Source organism: Oribacterium sp. HCP3S3_B9 (assembly GCF_052064255.1).
Classification (GTDB): domain Bacteria; phylum Bacillota; class Clostridia; order Lachnospirales; family Lachnospiraceae; genus Oribacterium.
Map to the genome: position 1 here is coordinate 1 of NZ_JBQHVY010000024.1, position 23,821 is coordinate 23,821.

General features: G+C 53.2%; 16 protein-coding genes and 3 pseudogenes. 14 read left to right on the top strand and 5 right to left on the bottom strand.

Features of this window, described 5'->3' with window-relative positions; translation table 11 throughout:
- Positions 1 to 115 precede the first annotated feature (115 nt).
- The 3 genes and pseudogenes from ACTNC3_RS10335 to ACTNC3_RS10345 form a co-directional block, all read right to left on the bottom strand.
- Positions 116 to 415, bottom strand: a pseudogene (locus tag ACTNC3_RS10335) (winged helix-turn-helix domain-containing protein); the annotation flags it as partial.
- 359 nt (positions 416 to 774) lie between these two features.
- Positions 775 to 1,144, bottom strand: a pseudogene (locus ACTNC3_RS10340) (response regulator); the annotation flags it as partial.
- Positions 1,145 to 1,260: 116 nt separating this feature from the next.
- Positions 1,261 to 3,747: an endonuclease MutS2 gene (locus tag ACTNC3_RS10345; protein WP_441227378.1), complete on the bottom strand. Its 2,487-nt coding sequence runs from the start codon at positions 3,745 to 3,747 to the stop codon at positions 1,261 to 1,263.
- Between the two features lie 67 nt (positions 3,748 to 3,814).
- On the opposite strand from ACTNC3_RS10345, the gene ACTNC3_RS10350 reads away from it, so the two are divergent.
- Entirely contained in the window at positions 3,815 to 5,182 is a 1,368-nt protein-coding gene (locus ACTNC3_RS10350; protein WP_441227379.1) for a S1C family serine protease, read from the top strand.
- 148 nt (positions 5,183 to 5,330) lie between these two features.
- On the opposite strand, the gene ACTNC3_RS10355 is transcribed toward ACTNC3_RS10350, so the two are convergent.
- Positions 5,331 to 6,299 (bottom strand): 3'-5' exoribonuclease YhaM family protein, encoded by a 969-nt coding sequence (locus ACTNC3_RS10355; protein WP_410044054.1) that lies wholly within the window; start codon positions 6,297 to 6,299, stop codon positions 5,331 to 5,333.
- A 1,031-nt stretch (positions 6,300 to 7,330) separates the two neighbouring features.
- On the opposite strand from ACTNC3_RS10355, the gene ACTNC3_RS10360 reads away from it, so the two are divergent.
- The 6 genes from ACTNC3_RS10360 (at position 7,331) to rlmD (ending at position 14,345) form a co-directional block, all read left to right on the top strand.
- Entirely contained in the window at positions 7,331 to 7,888 is a 558-nt protein-coding gene (locus ACTNC3_RS10360; protein WP_441227380.1) for a cupin domain-containing protein, read from the top strand.
- 136 nt (positions 7,889 to 8,024) lie between these two features.
- Complete coding sequence (gene potA / locus ACTNC3_RS10365; RefSeq protein ID WP_441227381.1) at positions 8,025 to 9,479, top strand: polyamine ABC transporter ATP-binding protein; 1,455 nt, start codon at positions 8,025 to 8,027, stop codon at positions 9,477 to 9,479.
- 14 nt (positions 9,480 to 9,493) lie between these two features.
- Complete coding sequence (locus tag ACTNC3_RS10370) at positions 9,494 to 10,279, top strand: ABC transporter permease (RefSeq protein WP_410044051.1); 786 nt, start codon at positions 9,494 to 9,496, stop codon at positions 10,277 to 10,279.
- On the top strand, positions 10,279 to 11,085 hold the full coding sequence (locus ACTNC3_RS10375) for an ABC transporter permease (protein ID WP_441227391.1): 807 nt from the start codon (positions 10,279 to 10,281) through the stop codon (positions 11,083 to 11,085). The genes ACTNC3_RS10370 and ACTNC3_RS10375 overlap by 1 nt, the downstream gene beginning before the upstream one ends.
- Complete coding sequence (locus tag ACTNC3_RS10380) at positions 11,078 to 12,682, top strand: ABC transporter substrate-binding protein (protein WP_441227382.1); 1,605 nt, start codon at positions 11,078 to 11,080, stop codon at positions 12,680 to 12,682. Before ACTNC3_RS10375 ends, ACTNC3_RS10380 begins: the two co-directional genes overlap by 8 nt.
- 148 nt (positions 12,683 to 12,830) lie before the next feature.
- On the top strand, positions 12,831 to 14,345 hold the full coding sequence (rlmD, locus tag ACTNC3_RS10385; RefSeq protein WP_441227383.1) for a 23S rRNA (uracil(1939)-C(5))-methyltransferase RlmD: 1,515 nt from the start codon (positions 12,831 to 12,833) through the stop codon (positions 14,343 to 14,345).
- A gap of 131 nt (positions 14,346 to 14,476) precedes the next feature.
- Here rlmD and ACTNC3_RS10390 read toward each other — a convergent pair whose 3' ends face one another.
- A complete protein-coding gene (locus ACTNC3_RS10390; RefSeq protein WP_441227384.1) occupies positions 14,477 to 15,913 on the bottom strand; it encodes an ATP-binding protein in 1,437 nt (478 codons plus the stop codon).
- Positions 15,914 to 16,125: 212 nt separating this feature from the next.
- On the opposite strand from ACTNC3_RS10390, the pseudogene ACTNC3_RS10395 reads away from it, so the two are divergent.
- From ACTNC3_RS10395 to ACTNC3_RS10425, 7 genes and pseudogenes are all read left to right on the top strand, one after another.
- Positions 16,126 to 17,337, top strand: a pseudogene (locus ACTNC3_RS10395) (DNA polymerase); the annotation flags it as partial.
- A gap of 54 nt (positions 17,338 to 17,391) precedes the next feature.
- Positions 17,392 to 17,616, top strand: coding sequence for an SHOCT domain-containing protein (locus ACTNC3_RS10400; RefSeq protein WP_441227385.1), 225 nt, complete (start codon positions 17,392 to 17,394; stop codon positions 17,614 to 17,616).
- A gap of 57 nt (positions 17,617 to 17,673) precedes the next feature.
- Positions 17,674 to 19,212, top strand: coding sequence for a recombinase family protein (locus tag ACTNC3_RS10405; protein WP_441227386.1), 1,539 nt, complete (start codon positions 17,674 to 17,676; stop codon positions 19,210 to 19,212).
- Between the two features lie 2 nt (positions 19,213 to 19,214).
- Positions 19,215 to 19,637, top strand: a complete 423-nt coding sequence (locus ACTNC3_RS10410) for a recombinase (RefSeq protein WP_441227387.1) — start codon at positions 19,215 to 19,217, stop codon at positions 19,635 to 19,637.
- The gene (locus ACTNC3_RS10415; protein ID WP_441227388.1) at positions 19,638 to 21,209 is read left to right on the top strand and encodes a recombinase family protein; all 1,572 of its coding nucleotides are present in this window, start codon (positions 19,638 to 19,640) and stop codon (positions 21,207 to 21,209) included.
- A 144-nt stretch (positions 21,210 to 21,353) separates the two neighbouring features.
- Positions 21,354 to 21,575, top strand: coding sequence for a helix-turn-helix domain-containing protein (locus tag ACTNC3_RS10420; protein ID WP_441227389.1), 222 nt, complete (start codon positions 21,354 to 21,356; stop codon positions 21,573 to 21,575).
- 9 nt (positions 21,576 to 21,584) lie between these two features.
- Positions 21,585 to 23,723: a DUF262 domain-containing protein gene (locus ACTNC3_RS10425; protein WP_441227390.1), complete on the top strand. Its 2,139-nt coding sequence runs from the start codon at positions 21,585 to 21,587 to the stop codon at positions 23,721 to 23,723.
- Positions 23,724 to 23,821 lie beyond the last annotated feature (98 nt).

The window sequence follows — 23,821 nt, forward strand, 5'->3', positions numbered from 1 at the left end:
ACCTTCACACTACCGAATGCCAGCAACGAGGTCCAATAGACATAAGAACATAACCCGGGAGGCCGGCCAGCCTAGGCACAGTACATCTGCTGCCGGCCCTCCGGGGTTCTGTTTATCATATCACTCTGAACTTGTAGCCGATGCCCCAGACCGTGGAGATCTCCCAGTCCGGATTCCCCGGCAGCTTCTCGCGCAGCCGCTTGATGTGCACATCGACCGTCCGGGAATCCCCGGCGAACTCATAGCCCCAGATGTGATCGAGGAGCTGCTCACGCGTGAAGACCTGATTCGGTGAGGACGCCAGGAAGTAGAGAAGCTCGAGCTCCTTCGGCGGCATCTCCACGACATGACCACTGTAGTAGACCGCGTAATTCGACTTATTGATGATGAGATCCTTATACTCGATGTAGTCACCATTCCGGTAGGCATCGAGCATATCCGTCGCATGTGCCCGCGCGTCCGAAGCGCCGGTACCACCGCGATGCAGCTGTCCGGTCTGCCCGTTGTAGGTGTACAGCTCGCCGGAGCCGCTGTCGCCCTCAGCGTACGCCCGGAAGGTGATATTGCCCTCGGCATCCGCTGCCGGAAGCCCCGTCGTATCGAGGAAGCCCGCGCCCATCCGTGCCTGCGGTGAAGCCGCGCCGACGCCGCCGTTTTTCGCGAAGCCCGCAGCAGCCGCGCCCGCGGCACCATTCATCGTGAGCCCTGTGCCTGCCTTCGCCTGCTGGGCGGAGAGTGCGGCATCGACGGCAGCATTGACCTGCGCCTGGGCCTGCTGGTAGCGACGAAGCACCGCCTTCACCCGCGCCACGAGCTCCTTCGACTCAAACGGCTTCACCATGTAGTCGTCCGCGCCGAGCTCGAGCCCGAGCACCTTATCGAAGGTCTCGCCCTTCGCTGACAGCATGATGACCGGCACCTGCGAGCTCGCCCGGAGCCGCCGGCAGACCTCATAGCCATCGATGCCCGGGAGCATCAGATCCAGAATCACAAGATTCGGCTGGTATTCCGGAAAGAGCTGCAGCGCCTCCTCGCCATCCGCGGCGCAGCGTGTATCAAACATCTCCTTTTCGAGATAGAGGGAGATGAGCTCCGAAATCGAAGCGTCATCATCCACGATCAGAATTTTCTGTTTCTCCGCCATCCGGCTTTCCTCCTCGTTCTTAAGCCAATGCTTCCGACGCTGCCGCAGGCACCCGTCCGCCGGTGTTTCTTCACCGGGGGTTCCTGCGCGCATCGATCGCAGGCACTCGCGCGCCCTTACTTCTTAAACATGACGATCGTGACACCATCCTGGCCCTCGCCGAACTCGCCGAGGCGGAAGGAATCCACATATTTCAGCTTCTTCAGCTGTGCATGCACCGCCTTTCGGAGCACGCCGGTACCACGTCCGTGGACGACACGGACCTGCGGCAGATGCGCGAGGTAGGCGTCGTCGAGGTACTTCTGCAGCTCCGGGATCGCCTCTGCGGTGGTCTGGCCGATGAGATTGATCTCCGGAGAGATGCTCATCGTTTTCTGCATGCGGATGTTGCCGGCATGAGACTTCTTTCCCTTCTTCGTCGGCTCGAGACCAGGGCCGGATACCTTTCCGGTATCCACGAGCTCGATATCGCGCACCGATACCTGGGTGCGGATGATGCCGGCGGTGACATAGAGCTTACCGTTGCGATCCGGCAGCGTCGAGACCGTGGCGTTCAGGTTCATGGAAGCCACATGGACGGTGTCGCCGATGCGGAGGCTCTTCGCCGATACTGGCTGGGCCGGTCCCTTTACCTTCTGTGCGGCAGAGAGGCTCGCCTGGGTCTCCCGCAGCTTCTTATTCAGCGTGGAGCGGGTCTGGTCGGCCTCGAAGACTGCCGCACCGTTCTGCTCCTGCTTCCGGAGCTCCTTCACGATGGAGTCCGCTGTTTCCTTGGCATCCGCCAGGATCTGTGCGGCTTCCTCACGGGCCTTCTGGAGAATCTTGTCACGGCCCTTCTCGACGCCGCGGGAGTTCTCCCGCGCACGGCGCTTATACTCCTCGATCTCCGCCTTATAGCGCGCGATCTCCTCACGCTCACGCTCGACGGTCACGCGGCTCTCCTCGAGGCTCGCGATGACATCCTCGAACTTGACATCCTCGTTCTCGAGGCGGCTCTTCGCATCCTCGATGATGTAGGATGGCAGGCCCAGCTTCTGTGAGATGGCGAAAGCATTGGACTTACCAGGGACACCGATCAGCAGACGATAGGTCGGGCTCAGGGTATTCACGTCGAACTCGCAGCTCGCGTTCTCGACGCCCTCGGTGGAGAGGGCATAGACCTTGATCTCTGCGTAGTGGGTGGTCGCGACGGTCCGTGTCTTCATATTATGAAGGAAGTTGAGGATCGCCATCGCGAGCGCCGCACCCTCGGTCGGATCGGTACCGGCACCGAGCTCATCGAAGAGACAGAGGCTGTGGCTGTCGGCCTCGCTCAGGATACGGACGGTGTTCGTCATGTGCGCGGAGAAGGTCGACAGATTCTGTTCGATGGACTGCTCGTCACCGATGTCGGCGAAGATCTCCTCGAACACACCGAGCTCCGAGCCTTCGGCGGCCGGGATGAAGAGACCGGACTGGCCCATCAGCTGGAAGAGACCGATGGTCTTCAGACACACGGTCTTACCACCGGTGTTCGGTCCCGTGATGACGAGAAGATCGAATTCCTTTCCGAGGTACACCGTGATCGGCACGACCTTCTTCGGGTCGATCAGCGGATGACGGCCCTGCAGGATATTGATGTAGTAGTGATCGTTAAGCACCGGACGGGTGGCCCGCATGGAGGCCGCCAGCTTCGCCTTCGCGAAGACGAAGTCGAGGTGCGCGAGGATCTCGATGTTCCGACGTATCTCGTTCGTGTAAGGCATCAGGGAGCCGGACAGGGTGTCCAGGACCTTCTCGATCTCCTTCTTTTCGTCGGCCTCGAGCTCACGGATGTCATTATTCAGTTTGACGATGTTCATCGGCTCGATGAAGAGCGTCGATCCCGTCGCACTCTGGTCGTGGACCATGCCCGAGAAGCTCGACTTATACTCCGCCTTCACCGGGAGACAGTAGCGGCCATCGCGCATGGTGATAACCGCGTCCTGCAGCAGGGCACGGCTGCCGTTCAGGATGCCGTTCAGCGTCGTGTGGATGCGCTCCTCCAGGGCATGCTTTTTCTTACGTACGCTGAAGAGACCGGCACTTGCGTCGTCGGCGATCTCATCCTCCGAGAGGATGCAGCGGACGATTTCCTTATTGACCGGAGAGAGCGGCTCGATGTCACGGAAGTACGGCGACAGTGCATCGTCTGCCGCGTCCTCCCGGAGCTTCTCCGGATCCGGCTGATTCTTCGTGTAGTGGGCGTTTAAACGCACCGCCCGTGGCACCGGCTTCGGTGCCTCCGGTGTCTTCTCACTGTCACGGGCATAGGCCTTCGCACGACCGGCGACGGTCAGCACGCCACTGATGGAGAGCAGCTCTGCCGCGGACAGAGAAGCCGCGATCTCGAGCCGCTTCAGGCTGTCACGGACGTCCTTCACGCCGGAAAATGAAAGCGTGCCATAGAGACCGATACGGAGCATGGCCGCGTCGGTTTCCGCGAGGTTTCGATCGATCTCTGCGAGATCCGTCGATGGCAGCAGCGCCTGGACGAGCTTGCGTCCCTCCTGGGAGCTCGCACAGTCTGTCAGGCGATCCTTAATCTTATTAAATTCGAGTGTGTGTAATACTTTTTCATTCATGCCTATCAGTATAGCACATGAAGGCAAATTTCTTGCGTGAAAATATCTTCATGGTTATAATTGTGCTATGGCAGAAAAAGACTTTATCAAAGAAAATATCGTAGGTCGGAAGGGAGACTGGAAGAAGCGCACGCGGCACTATGCACGTGTGCTGATTTCCGCACTTCTGTTTGGTTCCGTCAGCGCCGCTGTCTTCGGTGGCCTGGAGCCGGAGATCCGAGAGCGCCTGCATCCGATGGAGAGCGAGGCCGTCGTCCTGGAAACGGAAGTGAGCGCTTCGGAGGGCGGTGCTGCACTTCCGGAAGAGAGTACAGCCGGGGGCAGTGCTCCATCCGAAGCGGAAACCACAGCAGGGGCATCCGGGGAAGTCGGACAGTCCACTGCAGAAGTGGCACAGGCTGCGGAAGTGAGTGCCCAGCCGGAGACGAGCCCGGTCGAGGACATCGTGCGGCAGGAGCTCGCAGATTATGCGTACACGGTGGCGGATTACGAGAAGCTGAACGCGGCGCTCAAGCATGTCGCGCAGCAGGCGGAGCAGAGCCTCGTCGAGGTAGAGAGCCGCGTGACCAGCACCGACATGTTCGGCATGGAGGTGGAGTCCGGCAGACAGGCCGCCGGTATCCTGATCGCACGCACCGGTGACGAGCTTCTGGTGCTCACCTCTGCGGACATCATAAAGGAGAACGACGCGATCACGGTGAGTGTGAACGGTTCCTCCTATGAAGCACAGCTGAAGGCACAGGACCAGGCGGATGGGATCGCGGTGGTTTCCATCGCCCAGCACACGCTCAGCGCGAAGGACCGTCACGAGCTTCGGACGATCACCATCGGCAATGCAGGCCGCCTGCAGCGTGGAGACCTGCTCCTCGCGGTCGGGGCCCCGGATGGCAGCTATCCGTCCTGCACGACCGGCAGGATTTCGTCCATCAGCTATAACACATCCTACATCGATGGCAGTATCGCCGCGATGATCGCGGATCTTCATGCGAGCCCGGAGAGCGGGGCCTTCGTGCTGAATACGAAGGGCGAGCTGATCGGCTGGGTGAGTAGCCGCCTCGGGGAAACGGTGGATGGCTATCATCGCATCGCGGTCGCGACGGATTTCCTCGCACAGATCCAGAAGCTGTCGAATGGCATCGCGTACCCGTACCTCGGCTTCCATGCGCAGGAGGTGACGTCCGAGATGGCCCGTGCAGGACTTCCGGCCGGCCTCTACATCGAGGAGTGCGATAAGAGTTCGCCGGCGTTCAATGCAGGCATCCAGAGCGGGGATGTCCTCACCATGATTGACGACAGCGAGATCGATGACATGCCGACGTTCCGTAAGGTGCTCGGTGAGCTCGAGGTCGGCGACGACATCAAGGTGAAGGTGCAGCGCCAGCGCGGCTCCGAGTACAGTGAGGTCGAGTATAAGCTGACGGTCGGCGCACGATGATTCCATGAGGATTTTACACGGCCTCTCCGTATGGCTGCAGTTACCGACTCTCCGGGGCTCCTCGCCGATTCATTTCTGACTGCAATATCAAAAAACGCCGCCACACAGAGGATATCCTCTGTGTGACAGCGTTTCGTTCACTTATGATTTATGAAAGGTCGCTGGTCTTTCGAAGGTTTGAGTCGATGAGGCGGTTGAAGCCGAGCCAGCCGTTGCTGTCCGGTGCCTTACCATTCTTGCCTGCGGCAGCGATGGCTTCGCGCATGGTTTCGAGCTTCGCATCGACGTTGTCGGCGAAGGAAAGTGCCATCGCCTCCATCAGTGCCGGCTTCTTCGGGGAGCCGTACTCGAGCTCACCATGGTGCGCGAGGATGCAGTGACCAAGCTCTGCGGCGAGGGTCTCCGGGAAATCCGGAATCTTCTTTGCCGTATTGATAACAGCCTGATAGCCGATGACGATATGACCGATCAGCTGTCCGACATCGCTGTAATCGTTGCGTGGGAACGCGGTCAGCTCCTGCACCTTTCCGATGTCGTGGCAGAGCGCCGCGGTGATCAGCAGGTCACGGTGCAGATCCGGGTAATGCTTCGCATAGAAATCACAGATGGCTGCGACCGACAGGGTATGCTCTGCGAGACCGCCGACGTAGCCGTGGTGTACGGACTTTGCGGCAGAGTGCTGCATGAACTCCTTATGGAAGCCTTCATTCTCGAGGAAGATCATATTGAGCAGCTTGTTCAGGTACGGATTTTTCACCGACTTGATCATCTGCTGCAGCTCCTGATCCATCTCCGGAATCGGACGACCGGACACCGGAAGATAATTCTTCGGATCGAAGGAGCCCTCCTTCGCCACGCGGAGGCGCTGGATGCTCAGCTGGTTGCTGCCATTATAAACGGTGACATTGCCCTCGACATAGACGTAGTCGAGTACATCGAATTCTGCGATGCCCGGGGAGTTTGGCTCCCATACCTTCGCATCCACCTGACCGGTGCGATCCTGCAGCGTCACGTTCAGGTACTCCTTACCATTCTTCGTGAGCGCAGCGTTCTTCGTCTTTACGAGGTAGATATCCGCTACCCGCATGCCGTCATAGAAGCTCTCAATAAAGCGCATGCCGCCGTTCTGGGTGGATGCGTTCTGTTCTCTGAAAAACTCGTTAAATTCCATTTATGTATTCTTTCTAATCCATAGCTCTAAATAACACAACGATTTCTCATCGTCGGATGAGGGGTACGGTATCCTCATCGCTTTTTCGTGGAAATCATCACAGGTTCCGGGCGCGTCTATGGATACGCGTCACTGTCGCCCATACTAACACAAGCGAAGGCATCTCGCAACGTTCCATTGCGTCATGCACGTAAAATCCCGGGGTGGGGGAATTAGATAAAGATGGATGGCACTATCCAATAACCGACGGATTTCGAAATCGTGGATACTTTCAGCAACGTTTACCATTTTTGCACACAGAGCTAAAATATCCAGGATTTCGAGATTGGGCACTTATTGGATAGTTTTCCGTAAAATCAGGCATACGCATATATGCGTACTATCCAATCTTCCTCGATTTTTCAAATAGTGGATATGTATTTCGTGCTTCTAAGAAACATATCTTTAAGCAGATATCCAATATAACTTCTTTTTTTAAATACTGGATACCAGACCCCGGAGAGCTCTTATGAAATAAAGCTTTTCGTATCCAATATTTTTGGAATCGCCTAAAAGTGGATACTTCACAATCAATTTCGATGATTATGGTCAAAAAACGTATCCAGTATTTTCAAAATCAAACCATATTAGATAGGAATGTGACAGTATGGGCCGGGAGCCCCTCCGTGCCACCCATTCAGATTTCCATAGTAAAGGGCTATGCGACCGGTACCAGCAACGTCCACCGCGCCACCCATCTGGATCTCCATAGGGCTGCATTGCAAGTTTGTTCGATTTTTTCTGTAAAAAGTCAATTATTAATTGATTAAAAGTTTAGTTATAGTATAATGAATTCCGGCTTAAAAGTTTAGTGATAGCATATTGCAAGTTTAGCAAAAAGTTTAGTGTGTACATGACATGGTTTTGCAGGATTACGATGCGAATCAGCTGGGACGGAAGACGAAATTATCATGTTATACACAGGAAGGGAAGCGCTCATGGCAGCAGAGCAGGTGAACGTCGAGATCGGGCGGAAAATCAAGAATCTCCGGAACCGAAACGGTCTCACGCAGCAGGAGCTGGCGGATCGGACGGAGCTGACGAAGGGCTTTATTTCGCAGCTGGAGCGGGGGCAGGTGTCGCCGTCGGTGGTGACGCTGATGGATCTCATCGAGTGCCTCGGGACGACGCCCGGTGAATTTTTCAAGGAATCGACGCAGGAGCAGATCGTCTTCACTGGAGCAGACTGCTTCGAGAAGGTGGATGAGCAGGGCAACTGCCGTAAGTGGCTGGTGCCGACCGCGCAGAAGTTCGAGATGGAACCCCTGCTGGTTACACTCGCCCCGCATCAGACACTCGAAGAGGATAAGCCGCATACCGGTGAGGAGTTCGGCTATGTCATGAACGGGAAGATCCGGGTGCACTTCGGGGAGGCGGTTTACACGGTGAAGGCCGGAGAGAGCTTCTACTACCGAACGACGCAGGTCCACCGGATCGAGAATCCGAGCGCGAAGCCCGCGAAGTTCCTCTGGATCAGCACGCCGCCGGAGTTTTAAGTTTCAGTTACAGTTCAAGCAAATGGGGACCCGGCTTAGATTTCACCGGTCTCGGAGTACTGTGCCTTCGTTGCCGCCCCTCCGAGTCCCCACTACACTGAACGCATATATTATTTATATATAAAGGGAAAGAATTATGGGAAACGAAACAGTAAAAAGCGAGAACATCATCGAGCTCAGGCATGTGATGCGCCAGTACGACGACAACGGTTTCATCGCCGTACATGATTTTAACCTCGAAGTGAAGCGCGGCGAGTTCGTCACCTTCCTCGGCCCGTCCGGCTGTGGGAAGACGACGACCCTTCGGATGATCGCAGGCTTCGACATCCCGACCTCGGGCGAGATCCTCCTGAACGGAAAGTCCATCACCTCACTTCCGCCATACGAGCGTCCGATCAATACGGTTTTCCAGCGCTATGCGCTTTTTCCGCACATGAACATCTATGACAACATCGCCTTCGGCCTCCGTCAGAAGAAGGTAGCGAAGGACGTCATCGATCGGAAGGTGAAGCGTATGCTGAGCCTCGTCGACCTCGAGGGCTTCGAGGACCGCAGTGTGTCGACCCTGTCCGGCGGTCAGCAGCAGCGTATCGCCATCGCACGTGCACTCGTAAACGAGCCGGAGATCCTCCTCCTCGATGAGCCGCTCGGCGCGCTCGACCTCAAGATGCGTCAGGAGATGCAGATCGAGCTGAAGGCCATGCATGACAAGCTCGGCATCACCTTCATCTACGTCACCCACGACCAGGAGGAGGCGCTCACCATGTCCGACAAGATCGTCGTCATGAGTGAGGGTGAGATCCAGCAGATCGGCACCCCGGAGGACATCTACAACGAGCCGAAGAACGCCTTCGTGGCCGACTTCATCGGAGAGAGTAACATCTTCGGCGGCATCATGACCGGGAAGCTGACCACCCGTTTCTGCGGTGGTGAGTTCGTGTGCGTCGATGATGTCCCGGAGGGCACCCACATCACCGCCGTCGTTCGTCCAGAGGATGTCGAGATCACGAAGCCGGAGAACGGTACCATCCGTGGCGTCGTGACTGCCGTGATCTTCAAGGGCATGCACTACGAAATCACGATCCAGTCCGGAAAGAACGAGATCGTGGCCCGCTCCACGAAGGCGGCCAATGTCGGCGACCGCGTAGGTATATGCCTGGAGCCGGACGGCATTCACATCATGATCGCAGAGGATCATACGAATACCTTCCAGGTAGATATCAACAAGGACTATCGTCTCGAGTACAACGGCCAGCTGCTCCACGCGAGCCTCACGAAGCTCATCAAGGGTGGCAAGCGTCAGGAGGACGGTACCATCATCGACGCGAACGGTGAAGTCATCGACCTCAGCCGTATCCGCGTCATGGCGTCCATCCAGCCGGAGGACATCGACATGACCGATAACCAGGAGGAGGGTCTCATCCAGGGCAACATCAGTAACCTGATCTACCTCGGATCCCACTACCTCTACATCATCCACACCGAGCTCGAGCAGGACTTCGCCGTCTACGATGAGGACCTCTGGAACATGGGTGACCGTGTCGGACTCATCATGCCGACCGAGAAGATGAGCTTTACGATCAAGAAGTAGAAAGGAGCCGATCTATGCGTTTCTCCAGAAAAAATCTGGGCATCCCGTATATGCTCTTTTTGATTCTGTTTGTGATTGCACCGCTGGCGGTGCTGTTCTACTATGCCTTCACGAACGGCTCCGGACAGTTCACGCTGATGAACTTCATCGGCTTTTTCACGAATCCGAACACCGTGGGCACCCTGTTTTACAGCCTCGCGATCGCTGCAGTGACGACCATCGTCTGCGTCCTGCTGGCGTATCCGCTCGCGTACATCCTCGCGACCAGCCACTTCCGCGCGAAGTCGGTCATCGTGATGATCTTCGTGATGCCGATGTGGATCAATTTCTCACTGCGCATCACGGCACTGAAGGAGGTGCTGACCTTCCTTGAAGGCAACCTCGCGATGCATCCGTTTCTCAATGCGGTCATCGGTATGAGCTATGATTTCCTGCCGTTTATGATCCTTCCGATCTATACGACGATTTCACGACTCGACCACTCCCTGCTGGAGGCCGCCGCTGATCTCGGCGCGGATGAGAAGACGGCGTTCTGGAAGGTGACCCTGCCGCTCTCGATGCCGGGCGTCGTCAGCGGTATCTCGATGGTTTTCCTGCCGGCGATGACGAACTATGTTGTGCTCGACATGCTGTACAACAGCACCTATATCATGGGATCGCTCATCGGAAGCTACTTCTCTGCGTACAACTGGCACGGAGGCTCCATGATCGCACTGATCCTGCTGGCATTTATCTGCCTCTTCACCCTGCTGACCGGCACGGGTGAGGACGACCACCGGAGAGGAGGCTCGGTACTGTGATGAAAAAGCTCTGGAAATCCTTATTTTTCGTGGCGATGCTGCTCCTTCTGTATCTGCCGATCCTGATCCTCGCCGTCTACAGCTTCACCGACGCCACGACGATCGGTACGATCCGCGGCTTCTCCCTTCAGAACTATGTGACCCTCTTCACGACCGAGGAGCTTCGGACGATGATCTTCGGTACCCTGACCTTGGCCTTCACCTCGGCGCTGATCGCGACCATCCTCGGCAGCCTCGGTGCCATCGGCGCCTTCTACTCGAAGGAGCGCGTGAAGACCGCGATGAGCACGATGAATCAGATTCCGGTCATCAACGCCGACGTCGTGACCGGCTTCTCCATCTGTGTACTGATGGTCGTCGTCATGCGCATCAGCAAGGATACCTACATCCCGCTGCTCATCGGCCATGTGACCTTAAGTGCACCGTTTGTGTTCCTGAATGTCATGCCGAAGATCCAGCAGATGGACTCCAGCCTCTATGAGGCCGCGCTCGACCTCGGTGCCACGCCGTTCCGCGCGCTGAAGCAGGTCGTGATCCCGCAGATCATGCCGGGCATCGTCTCCGGCTTCGGCCTCGCCATCACTCTGTCCCTCGACGATTACTTCATCGCGACCTACACGAAGCCGGCGATGTTCGATACCATCAGCACCTACGTCGTGAACGCGACGAAGGGCTCCCAGACGACGATCAAGACCGCACTCTGGGCCCTGTCGACGGTGATTTTCCTCATCGTGATTCTGGTGGTGGCCGTCGGAAACTACCGTGCCATCCAGGAGGAGAAGAGAAAGGAGCCGGTACATGGATAAACTGTTTACATCCTATCGCAGGTCAATGCTTCCATCGGGCACGCGCCGGACAGTACACGGCATGCGCCAGACAGTCGGCGATCGCAGCCGGAAGCCGCTCGCCCTTCTCACGGCGGGGTGCCTCGCACTGAGTTCCTTCCTTCCATCGCTCGGCACCCTCGAGGCTTTCGCTGCCCCGAAGTCCGACGATACCATCACGCTGCGCGTCTGCAACTGGGAGGAGTACATCGACCAGGGCGGGTGGAACGCTGATGAAGTCATTGACCTCCCAAGCGGGGATATCCTCGGTGAAAATTCGCTGGTGAAGGACTTCGAGGACTGGTACCAGGAGACCTACGGTCAGAAGGTGAAGGTCGAGTACTCCACCTTCGGTACCAACGAGGATCTCTACAACATGCTGACCCTCGGCGACACCTACGACCTCATCTGCCCGTCCGAGTACATGTTCATGAAGCTGATCAGTGAGGGCAAGGTTCAGCCGCTTTCCGAGCACTTCTTCGACACGACGGACGAGCATAACTACTACATCAAGGGCGTGTCCCCGTATCTTCGAAAGATCTTCGAGGACCACGAGATCCACGGCGAGCCATGGAGTCGCTATGCCGCCGGCTATATGTGGGGCGTCACCGGCATCGTGTATAACCCGGAGCTGATGACCCGTGAGGAGGCCTCCACCTGGGATGTGCTGACGAATCCGAAGTTCCGGAAGCGCGTCACCATCAAGGACAGTGTGCGTGAGTGCTACTTCGCCGCGGTCGGTGCGCTGAACCACGACGAGCTGACGAGTGAAGCCTTTCTCGCGGACCCGGACTATAAGGAGAAGCTGGAGAGCCGCTTAAACGACACCTCGCCGGAGATGATCGACCGTGTACAGGACTGGCTGCAGGGCATGAAGGACAATGTCTACAGCTTCGAGGTTGATTCCGGTAAGGCCGATATGGTGACCGGAAAGGTGGCGGGTAACTACCAGTGGTCCGGTGACGCCGTCTATACCATGGATCAGGCCGAGGAGGATGGTTACAAGCTCGAGTTTGCGATGCCGGATGAGGCGTCCAACATCTACTTCGATGGCTGGATCATGCTGAAGAACGGCATCCATGATGATCCGGCGAAGCAGCAGGCGGCCGAGGCGTGGATCAATTTCCTGTCTCGTCCGGACAATGCAATCCGGAACATGTACTACATCGGCTACACCTCCTTCGTATCCGGTGGCGATGATCCGCGTATCCTCGAGTACCTCGACTGGAACTATGGCGCGGAGGAAGGCGAGGAGGATACCGTACCGTACGATGTGACCTACTTCTTCACCGGCGACGACGAGACCGTAGATCCGGATTATGTGCTGACCGTTCCGGAGGAGCAGACCCGCCGGCAGCTCGGCGCACAGTATCCGAGCACCGAAAACATCCACCGCACCTGCATCATGCAGTACTTCGATGATGCGAAGAACCAGGCGATCAACAGCATGTGGGTCAATGTGCGCTGCTATAATGTCGAGCACATGCCATGGTGGGGCTGGGGTCTCGCAGCCGCTGCCCTCGGCGGCATCCTCTGGCTTTCGGTACAGAAGATCCGGCGTGTGAAGACGAAAGAGTAAGGAGACTGGCAGCAGATAGCTGAACAGTGCTACACTATGAGAAGCAGGTGCATCCGCACCTGCTTCATGAAGTATATGGAAACATCAGGACGCGCGTCAGAGCATCGGACGTGCAGGCATCGAAGAGCGCAGACGCGCGGATAGAATTATGGAAAAAAATCAGCAGTTTCAGGTCACAATTACAGACTATTCCAGCGAGGGACTCGGCATCGGAAAGACCGAGGGCCAGTTCGTCTGGTTCATCAAGGATACGGTCATCGGTGATGAGGTCATCGCCGCCGCGACGAAGGTGAAGAAGCATTACGGCTTTGCCCGCCTCGTGAAGCTCGTTACGCCGAGCCCGGCGCGGGAGACCCCGGCCTGCCCGATCGCCCGTCAGTGTGGCGGCTGCCAGCTCCAGCAGATGCGCTACCCGGCACAGCTCCACTTCAAGCAGGAGAAGGTCTACAACAACCTGCTTCGCATCGGCGAGGTGCCGCAGGCGCTTCTCGACGAGGTATTCCAGCCGATCGTCGGCATGGAAAGCCCGTTTCGCTACCGGAACAAGGCGCAGTACCCGATCCGCCGCGACAAGTCCGGAAAGATCATCGCCGGCTTCTATGCCGGACGGACCCATGACGTCATCGCTTGTGAGGACTGCCTCCTCGGCGTCGAAGAAAATAAGGCGATACTGGAAGCCATCGTCACCTGGATGGAAGACTACAGCATCGACCCATACGACGAGAAGAGCGGCGAAGGCCTCGTGCGTCATGTACTCTGCCGCAAGGGCTTCCGCTCCGGCCAGCACATGGTCTGCCTCGTCATCAACGGCACGAGCCTCCCGCACCAGGAGGCGCTGGTGGAGAAGCTCTGTGGGCATGGTGGACAGACGGGCGCTATGACTGCGCTGTGCAGCGCGGATTCTGCAGATACGGTGGAAAATGGCGGAAATACGTCGGATCGCCGCGCTGCGGATGTGGATAGAGCAGCGGATGACAGGAACGGATGTGCGAAGGAGTGCCCGCATGTGGACAGCCTGAGCTTCTCCGTGAACATGGAAAATACAAATGTGATCATGGGGACGAAGATCGTGCATCTCTATGGCCCTGGATATATCGAAGATTCCATCGGCGAGGTCCGCTTCCGCATCTCACCGCTCAGCTTCTACCAGGTGAACCCGGTGCAGACCGAAGAGATGTACGGCGCGGCGCTCGAATTCGCCGACCTTCAGGGCACGGAAAATGTTTGGGATCTCTACTGCGGTATCGGTACGATCTCCCTTTTCTTAAGCCAGAAGGCGAAGCAGGTCTATGGCGTCGAGATTATCCCGGAGGCCATCGAGGATGCCCGCCAGAACGCGACGCTGAATGGCATCACGAACGCAGAGTTCTACGTCGGTGCGGCCGAAGAAGTGCTCCCGGCCTGGTATGAAGCACACCCGGACGAGTGCATTGACGTCGTCTGTGTCGACCCGCCACGAAAGGGCTGCGATGAGAAGGCCCTCAATACCATCGTCCAGATGGCTCCGGAAAAGCTCGTGTACGTGAGCTGCGACTCCGCGACCCTCGCCCGCGACGTGAAGTACCTCCGCGCCGCCGGCTATGAGCTCCGCCATGTCCGCCCGGTGGATAACTTCCCGGAAACGGTACACGTGGAGACGGTAGCTCTTTTAACTAAAAAGTGACTTAGGAAAGAAAAAAAGAGAGACTTCCGGGTTGAGATGGAAGTGCCGATTAGTCCTGATATGCATAAGGATTATTTGGAATGAAAAGAAGCAGGACAATGGGAGATGAGACCCAATGCCCTGCTTCTTGGTTATTTGGAATGAACGGTAGTGTATTTCTGATTTTTGCTTTTGGGCTTGTCTGGAAACATCATTTCAAGTTTACCAGAAGATAATAAAGGCTTGAGGTAATATTTGCTGAAGTGAGAACGGCTGGAAACATCAATATATGCTTGCATTTCATCTCGACTTTTAGGATCTGCACAAAATTTCAATAGCAAGTTTTGCTTGCTGATCACAGATGTATCATGCGCGGCATCATGTGCTGTATCATGTGCTGTATCATGTGCGGCATCATGTACGGAAGCACCGCACATGTTGTAGTTTACATTTTTCAAGATGACTCTGAAATCTGTCGCTGTTGAGGAAAATTCAGGCTTATATGCCGCTGTGTATCCAGGCAGCTTTTCAGTTTCACTGACGATTTTGCGCAGGCCACTTCCACGGCGTTCCATGTACTTCATACGGTGGAACAGGTCAGCAATCACAGGGTTTCGTCGCATCGAACGAATACTGTAAATATTGTATTCCTGAATTGAGCCGCCGCCAAACATGCCGCCAGGAGATGTGATTTCCACCCGATCATCAAACATATCAATATGGATTTCGCTGCCAAGCACAATATAATCACGATGGATAAGCGCATTGACAAGAGCCTCAGTCACAGCTCGTTCAGCATAATCCGGCTTGTCTACACGATACTGTGCCTCTTTGACAAAACGGACTTTGGAATTATTGCGAATAAATTCACTGCCGCTTTTCAGTAGATAAATCAGATTCCCTTCGTATTCTTTATCGTCCAGCGCATCATCAAAGATAGAGCCTTTTTCCAAGCCGTTCCACCGGGTACAGAACATACGGGAGTTATAAACTGTGTGCTGATCGGTCATGAGCTTTCCGGCATTGGTCAGGAACCCATTTTTGTCAGCCAAACCGAAAGAGACATAATCGGATGACTCGAAGCGGAGGCCGGTTCGTTCCAGATAGGTTGCCTCCAGGAGTGTGAAGCTGTAATCCTTTTTCACAGCTTCTGTTGTTAAGGTGTCAAAGGACTGATTGGTTCCCTTTAAGATCAGTTCATTCACAATGTAATCAGGTGCAATTACGCTTTCATTTCCAACACGGATATATGCTTCCATCACTCCGTCTGCCTTGTAATAGTATGGGGTGCTGCGGCCAGGAGAAACCTCCAGAGCCAACAGGTTTTTACCATCTTCCTGCAATGGCTTTAAGATAAACTGCGGTAATGGTGTGATACGTTCTTTGATTAAGCGGCTGATCGCTTCAGCATCCTTTTGAACATCGGACAAGCCGATAGGCTCCCGGTCATCAGAGACTCCGAAAAACAGAGTGCCGCCGATTCCATTGGAAAAGGCACTGACACTTTTTAACCAGCTTTTTGGCTTTTTTGTTTCGAGAGCAACTTTGAAATCACATTCTGTTGCTTCGGCAATGAGCTGTTCTATCATAGAAATCCCTTCTTTGAGGTTGTAGAATGACCTTTTTGATTATACCTAGCGGAGAAAGTTATTGCAATGATAGAAGCAAAGAGCTCAGCGAAGGAGCAAAGGATCGTCCTTCGGAATGATCTTTTGCTATTTGACATTGGGGCCAGGCACCGTTAAGTTTTTGTTAAAATATTCTAAACTCGAGTTTATGGTGCCTGGCCCCAATGCGCACAAACAGCGTGGTTCAGATGAAATCCTGGCTTTCGGATAATGGCCTTGAGACCGAGACTCTTGGAAAGAAGGTGGTCGCTTCTCTTATTGATGAAACGGACGGAGATGTATCAAAGGCGCTGGAACTTCGGCAGCAGCTTGCTAAGTCGTCGGTCAAGAAGTATCAGGCGATGGAGAATGCCACATGCAGGGACGGCCGGTGCCGGGGCATGTTTCAGTTCTATGGTGCAAACCGCACTGGCCGTTTTGCGGGAAGGCTCGTGCAGCTGCAGAATCTTCCGCAGAACCATATGAGCGATCTTGCTGAAGCTAGAGCACTGGTACGTTGTGGAAACACGGAAGCACTGGATCTTCTTTACGATGATATTCCGGACACGCTCTCTCAGCTGATCCGCACTGCTTTTATTCCGGCTGAAGGCATGAAGTTCTATGTGGCAGATTTCTCCGCGATCGAGGCGAGGGTGATTGCTTGGTTTGCCGGCGAGACGTGGCGCAGCAAGGTATTTCAGGATGGCGGCGACATCTACTGTGCTTCGGCCAGCCAGATGTTCAAGGTGCCGGTTGAAAAGCACGGCGTGAACGGGCACCTGAGACAGAAAGGGAAGATTGCAGAGCTCGCGCTTGGCTATGGCGGCTCGGTCGGAGCACTCAAGGCAATGGGCGCTATCGACATGGGGCTTGCCGAAGAAGAGCTGCAGCCGCTTGTAAATGCCTGGAGGCAGACTAATCCGCATATCGTGGAGTTCTGGTGGCAAGTGGACCGCGCCGTAAAGAAGGTGATCCGGGAAAGGAAACCGCAGGATGTGAAGGGCATCAAGTTCTTCTATCAGAGCGGCATGCTCTTTATCACGCTTCCATCTGGAAGAAACCTCTGCTATGTGAAGCCGCGCATCGGACAGAACCGCTTCGGCGGCGAGTCTGTCACCTATGAAGGCGTAGGCAGCACAAAGAAATGGGAACGGATCGAAAGCTACGGTCCGAAGTTCGTCGAGAATATTGTTCAGGGTACATCAAGAGACATCCTGATGTATGCCATGAAGACCCTTCGGTGCTGCAGCATTGTCGCTCACGTCCATGATGAGCTCATTATTGAAGCAGATCCGCGAGTCAGCCTTAAAGCGATCTGCGAGCAGATGGGACGGGTCCCTCCCTGGGCCAGCGGACTTGTCCTTCGGGCTGATGGATATGTTTGCGATTTTTATATGAAAGACTAAGGAAACGTCAGATTTTACCTCCTGCCGGGGCTACCTGGTAGGAGGTGCTTTTCTATGCAGGTAACAAAGATTGTAGATGGAGACATTTCGTACAGCGATATTCCAAAACCTACCAATGCGGAAATGCAGCGCGAATACGACTATCTTCTGGCGGAGCAGATGACAAGAAATCTTCTGAACGATGGCCTTATTTCCCAGGATGAATTTGACAAAATCATGGTCCAAAACAGGCGGTCTTTCTCGCCATTATTATCGAAGATCGGGGCGAAAATAACTTGATATCACTGACTTTTAGAGTGATGTATGTACTACCCCAATCCGAAAGGAAGTGAGACCATGAAACGAATAACGAAGATTGAGGCAGCAGGCACCAAGCAAAAGAAGCTGCGCGTTGCAGCGTACGCTAGGGTCTCGACGGACTCTGATAAGCAGTTGGTCAGTCTGGAAACACAGAAGAACCACTACGAGAAGTACATCAAGGCAAGACCCGATTGGAAATTTGCCGGACTATATTTTGACGAGGGTATCTCCGGAACAAAAATGGATCGGCGCGACGGTCTGAAGCGGCTTCTTGAGGACTGTGATAAGGGGCTGATTGATTACATCGTTGTAAAGTCCATCAGCAGACTTGCCAGGAATACGGTCGACAGCATCGAGATCATCAGAAAACTATTCCAGCAGGGCATCTTCATTTATTTTGAAAAGGAGAACATCAGCACGGAAAAAATGGATGGAGAGCTTCTTCTCACCATTCTTGCTAGCCTGGCAGAGAGCGAATCCCGATCGATTTCAGACAATGAAACATGGAGTGTGCAAAAGCGCTTCATGAACGGAACATTCAAGATCGGTTATCCGCCATACGGCTATAGAAATGAAGACGGCAAGATGGTGGTGGAACCAGATAAGGCAGAGACGGTGCGATATATTTTTGCATCAGTCCTTGCAGGCCAGTCTCCAGCAAGTGTAGCGAAGGAACTGAACCAGAGGGGAATTCCTACAAAGCGGGGAAGCAAATGGAAAGGCAACGTTATCAATGGCATGATCCGTAATGAGAAGTACACGGGCGATGTCATCTTCCAGAAGACCTACACGGACGACCGATTCAACAGGCACATCAATCATGGCGAGAAGAGCAAGTATATGGCCAAGGACCATCATGAGGCGATCATCAGCCACGAGGACTTTGATGCCGCTAATGCCATCCTAGACAGGAACGCCCTGGAAAAAGGCATAGAGAAGGATACGGAGAAGTACAACCATCGATATGCGATGTCGGGAAAGATTATCTGTGGCGAGTGTGGCGGCAAGTGGAAACGGGTGAAGCTGGACAGCCAGTTCGGATTTGCCTGCGATACGCATGTCAGGGACAAGAACAAGTGCAGCATGAAATCTATCAAGGAAGAACCGGTCAAGGCGGCATTCGTCAACATGATGAACAAGCTGACATTTGCACGGAGCAAGGTCCTGGTTCCCTATGAGCAGATGTATGTCAAAGGGAGCGATCAGGCAGCACTTGATCGGTTGGATGAAATCGAAGTGCTTCTTGAAAAAAATACAGAGCGCAGGGCACAAATCCTGCAGTTCTTCAGTAAGAGCCTTCTGGACCCGGCTGTCTATGCTGAGGAAAATGATGCACTTCTTGAAAAGGAAAAACGCCTCCAGGATGAGAAGGATGCACTTTCCAGTAGGATGGCCGGCGGATATGACCAGCAGGAAGCGCTGACAAATCTCCTGCGCTACACGGCAAAAGGAAATCAGCTGGAAACATTCGACGGCGAGCTTTTCACAGAGCATGTGGACCACATCATCATTTACAGCAGGACGGAGATCGGATTTGCCATGAAGTGCGGCCCGGTCTTCCGGGAAAGGATATAGAAATGGAACATACACCATATGGATATAAGATCGTTAACGGCAAGGCTGTTATCGATGAGGATAAAGCAGCCGTACTCCGAAAGATCTGCGACAACTACCTGAGCGGGATGTCATATGTAGCGGCTGCTGCAGATGCGGGAATCACCATGAAACATTGCGGCGTCAAACGCTTGCTGCAGAACAAGAAGTACTTGGGCGATGATTTTTACCCGGCTATCTTTATGCAGGAGACACTCGATAAGATTGAAGCAGAAAGACAAAAAAGAGAGAAAGCGCTCGGCAGGGACAGACGAAAAGGTAAAGCGATCAAGAAGTCGCCAATCTACACAGAGTTCTTCATGCCGCGAGTGCCAAAGAAATACGACGATGCAGTAAAGCAGGCTGAATATGCTTACAGCCTGATCATAAGCGAGGTGAGCAAGTAAATGCCATTAGCACAGAATATTACGGTCATTCCGGCGATACGGAAAGTCGGAACGCAGAAGCCGGAAACCAAAGTCCAGAAAACAAGGGTGGCTGCCTACTGCCGTGTATCGACTGAATATGAAGAACAGGAATCCAGCTACGACGTTCAGGTCGAGCACTACACAACCTACATCAAGAGCAAGCCGGAATGGGAATTTGTCGAGGTATATGCGGACGACGGTATCAGCGGCACCAACACTAAAAAGCGAGACGAGTTCAACCGTATGATCGATGACTGCAAGGCCGGCAAGATCGACATGATCCTGACCAAGTCCATCAGCCGATTCTCCAGAAACACGGTTGACTGCCTGAAATACACAAGAGAGCTCAAAGCGCTGAATATTGCCGTTTTCTTTGAAAAAGAGAACATCAACACTCTGGATGCAAAGGGCGAAGTGCTCATGACGATCATGGCGGCACTGGCCCAGCAGGAATCGGAATCCCTGTCGGCAAACGTCCGCCTCGGCATCCAGTTCCGGAACCAGCAAGGCAAGGTTCAGGTCAACCATAACCGCTTTCTCGGATACACCAAGGATGAAAATGGCAAGCTGGTCATTGTCCCTGAACAGGCAGAAATTGTCAAAAGAATTTATGCCGAGTACATGGACGGCGCGAGCTTTCTTCAGATCAAGCGGGGACTTGAGGCAGACGGCATTTTGAACGGCGCCGGAAATAAAAAATGGGAAGTCAGCAATATCCGTCAGATCCTCACCAATGAGAAGTACATCGGAGATGCGCTCCTGCAGAAAACCTACACGGTGAGCGTTCTTGAAAAGAAGCGTGTCAAGAACGATGGTCAGGTGCCGAAGTACTATGTGGAAGGAAGCCACGAAGCAATCATCGACAGAGACGTGTTCCTACGGGTTCAGGCTGAGATCGACAGACGCGCCAACATTATTAAGGGAGGAAAGAAACGAGTTTATAGTTCAAAGTATGCGCTTTCCAGCGTTATCATCTGCGGGCACTGTGGCGACATCTTCCGAAGAATCAAGTGGAACAATCATGGATGCAAGTCGACGGTATGGCGCTGCGTCAGCCGGGTAAACAAGAAGAAAAGCGGCATTCATTGCCCGGCACGAACGGTCCATGAAGAAGTGATCCAGGCGGCGGTTGTTACGGCGATCAATGATGCCTGGTCAAGGAAGGATGAGATTCTTCCTCAGCTCAAAGAGAACATTCGAGCAGTTCTGCAGGAAGACACAGATGCAAAAATCGCTGAGATCGATACTGCGGTAAAAGAAAAGCAGGAAGAACTTCTGAAAGTCGGAAAGGACGAGAACAAAATCGCCGAGATCGGCGAGGCCATCATGAAGCTCAGGGAAGAAAGGCAACAGGTTATGACGGATGCTGCCATGCATAAAGATGTGACGGACCGTATCGAAGACCTTTCAAATTTCCTGGATGAGCAGACCGGGGCTATTACGGAATATTCGGATGCGCTGGTTAGACGGCTGATCGAGAAGATCACCGTGTACGACGAGGCGCTTGTAGTCAAGTTCAAGTCGGGCCTGGAGATAACGGTAGATGCATAAGACGAAAAAATATTGAGGCAGTCGGAGATGATCCGGCTGCTTTTTTTATGCTTTTTACCAAATAGGAATGTTAAAGATTGCTAGGATGAAGTATAATAAATTTAACTGTAAGTGAAATTCAGTTGAACTTACGAGGTTAACAGCATGCTTAAGAATAATATAGAGATTGATGTGAAAGTGAAGTGCGTGGAAGAACAGACCACGCAGGCGGAGCTCGCAGATAAAGTCGGAACTTCTGCATCGTATGTCAGCAGGCTCATCAAGATGCCGGACAAGATTGTCAATCGGGCCTTTGTCCAGATGATGGAGAAGCTCGGATACGACATCGAACTGACATATAAGAAACGAGAAGAAGGGACGGAATGAAGCACAGGTATGAACGAATTACAGTCATTATCTCAGATTTTTCAGAATAAGCTTTTTAGAATACCGGACTATCAGAGAGGTTATGCCTGGCAGGATCCTCAGCTTCGCGATTTCTGGGAGGACCTTCTGAATCTTCAAACGGATCGCAATCATTATACTGGCTTGCTCTCCATGAAGGCGATGAACAGAGACGAGAAAAAGAAACTCGATGCTGATGACCAGTGGCTTCTGGATAGCGGTTTTAAACCATATCAGATTGTTGATGGGCAGCAGAGGCTTACGACTTTTGTGATTCTTCTTAACGAGATCATTGAGTTTGTCCGTAACCTGCCAGAGAATGCTGACGCTGCAGATGAAAGTATCTATCTGGGGTATGAGAACATAAAGGATATTAAGGCAAAGTATATCTGTCGGAAAAGGCCGCCAGAAGGATTTGTAATCACCTATTTGTTCGGATATGAGAACGACAATCCCAGCGCGGAATATCTGAAACATAAGATTCTCGGTGAAAAATATGGTGGTACGCTCAGAGAAACGTATTACACAAAGAACCTGAAATATGCCAAGGAATTCTTCTCGAATGAAATAGCGACTTTTTATGGAAGGCATGGGAAGGACGGACTGGCCGATCTTTATCGGAAATTGACGCTCCATTTCATGTTTAACATCCATGAGATCGAGGACGACTACGACGTTTTTGTCGCCTTCGAAACCATGAACAACCGGGGCAAGCGCCTGACGAACCTTGAACTTCTGAAGAACCGACTGATTTATCTTACGACCCTTTACGACAGATCAATCCTGGATGAGATCAATGAGACGGCGCTCCGCGAGAAGATTAATAAAGCATGGAAGGAAGTTTATTATCAGCTTGGCAGGAATCAGAATGCGCCACTCTCAGACGATGAGTTTCTGAGAGCACATTGGATCATGTATTTCGCTTATTCTAGGAAGAAAGGCGATGATTACATTAAGTTCCTGCTGAGGAAGTTCTCACATAAGAATATTTTTCTGGATTCTGCCGATGCTGCTGCACCGGAAGAGGATGATACGGTTCCTGTGGCAACCGACGATGAAGATGAAGTGGATGATCCTTCGGAAAGTTCGGAACCAGAAATCAATGAGAGCACGCCGGGATTTCTCGCGCCCAGAGAGATTGCTGACTATGTAAATAGCCTCAATGAAACAGCTGAATACTGGTATTACTCTTTTTATCCGGATGAATGTTCGTCCATAACAAAAGAAGAGCAGGTCTGGATTGGAAGACTGAATCGCATAGGCATTGGTTATTTTAGACCGCTTGTGACCGTATCACTGGTTCCAAGCGTCGGTGCTACTTCAGGCGAAAGAATCGCTTTTTATAAGGCTGTTGAGAGATTCATATTCATTGACTTCCGTCTGGCTATGTATCAGTCAAGTTATCAGAGCAGCGAGTTCTACCGGAATACCCGTAAGGTGTACAGAAAAGAAATGAAGCTGCCAGAAGTGACTGCGCTACTGAATAAAATCACAGATGGAGATATTCCTGGTGCGCTTCAGGTATTCGGTACCAAGATGGACAAACGTTTCATTTCTGGGGACGGATTCTATAGTTGGAGAGATCTGAAGTATTTCCTTTATGAATATGAGTATTCACTCGTATCCAAATATAAGATTGAGAAGTTACAATGGGCCGATTTAACGAAGGTCGTTCGGGATCAGGTTTCCGTGGAGCACATTTTACCGCAGACACCGACAAAGTTTTACTGGAGAAACCAGTTCAGACAGTTTATCGGCAATGATGAAGAGATGCGTTATCTTGCTGCATCGCTTGGGAATCTGCTGCCGCTGTCTAAGAGTATCAACTCCAAGCTTCAGAATGACAGTTTCGAAGAGAAGAAAGAACGCGGATATTACAACGGTTCTCATTCCGAAATCGAAGTGAGCAAGGAAGCTGACTGGGATGCACAGAAAATCTATGAACGCGGCATAAAGCTTCTTCATTTCATGGAGGAACGATGGAACTTCAAATTTGCCAGCCAGGAACAGATGGACGAGCTGCTTCATATTTCCTTTGTCAACGACGGACGCGATGTTCCCGCTGAGATAAGCGAAGAGGATGATACCGATGTTTCAGATCAGACAAGCGATGATCTAAGCTTCCTGTAATCTTCAAAGTAGATCGGGTTTGACATAAAAAGATACCTCACGGTACATTGATACTACTTATCAACCCGGGCGGTTATAAGAATCTAATGTACAAGAGG

Bases quoted from the DNA above. Each gene is read 5' to 3' on its own strand.
- ACTNC3_RS10345 (WP_441227378.1), bottom strand. From the start codon at position 3,747: ATGAATGAAAAAGTATTACACACACTCGAATTTAATAAGATTAAGGAT.
- ACTNC3_RS10350 (WP_441227379.1), top strand. From the start codon at position 3,815: ATGGCAGAAAAAGACTTTATCAAAGAAAATATCGTAGGTCGGAAGGGA.
- ACTNC3_RS10355 (WP_410044054.1), bottom strand. From the start codon at position 6,299: ATGCGCTTTATTGAGAGCTTCTATGACGGCATGCGGGTAGCGGATATC.
- ACTNC3_RS10360 (WP_441227380.1), top strand. From the start codon at position 7,331: ATGGCAGCAGAGCAGGTGAACGTCGAGATCGGGCGGAAAATCAAGAAT.
- potA (WP_441227381.1), top strand. From the start codon at position 8,025: ATGGGAAACGAAACAGTAAAAAGCGAGAACATCATCGAGCTCAGGCAT.
- ACTNC3_RS10370 (WP_410044051.1), top strand. From the start codon at position 9,494: ATGCGTTTCTCCAGAAAAAATCTGGGCATCCCGTATATGCTCTTTTTG.
- ACTNC3_RS10375 (WP_441227391.1), top strand. From the start codon at position 10,279: ATGAAAAAGCTCTGGAAATCCTTATTTTTCGTGGCGATGCTGCTCCTT.
- ACTNC3_RS10380 (WP_441227382.1), top strand. From the start codon at position 11,078: ATGGATAAACTGTTTACATCCTATCGCAGGTCAATGCTTCCATCGGGC.
- rlmD (WP_441227383.1), top strand. From the start codon at position 12,831: ATGGAAAAAAATCAGCAGTTTCAGGTCACAATTACAGACTATTCCAGC.
- ACTNC3_RS10390 (WP_441227384.1), bottom strand. From the start codon at position 15,913: ATGATAGAACAGCTCATTGCCGAAGCAACAGAATGTGATTTCAAAGTT.
- ACTNC3_RS10400 (WP_441227385.1), top strand. From the start codon at position 17,392: ATGCAGGTAACAAAGATTGTAGATGGAGACATTTCGTACAGCGATATT.
- ACTNC3_RS10405 (WP_441227386.1), top strand. From the start codon at position 17,674: ATGAAACGAATAACGAAGATTGAGGCAGCAGGCACCAAGCAAAAGAAG.
- ACTNC3_RS10410 (WP_441227387.1), top strand. From the start codon at position 19,215: ATGGAACATACACCATATGGATATAAGATCGTTAACGGCAAGGCTGTT.
- ACTNC3_RS10415 (WP_441227388.1), top strand. From the start codon at position 19,638: ATGCCATTAGCACAGAATATTACGGTCATTCCGGCGATACGGAAAGTC.
- ACTNC3_RS10420 (WP_441227389.1), top strand. From the start codon at position 21,354: ATGCTTAAGAATAATATAGAGATTGATGTGAAAGTGAAGTGCGTGGAA.
- ACTNC3_RS10425 (WP_441227390.1), top strand. From the start codon at position 21,585: ATGAACGAATTACAGTCATTATCTCAGATTTTTCAGAATAAGCTTTTT.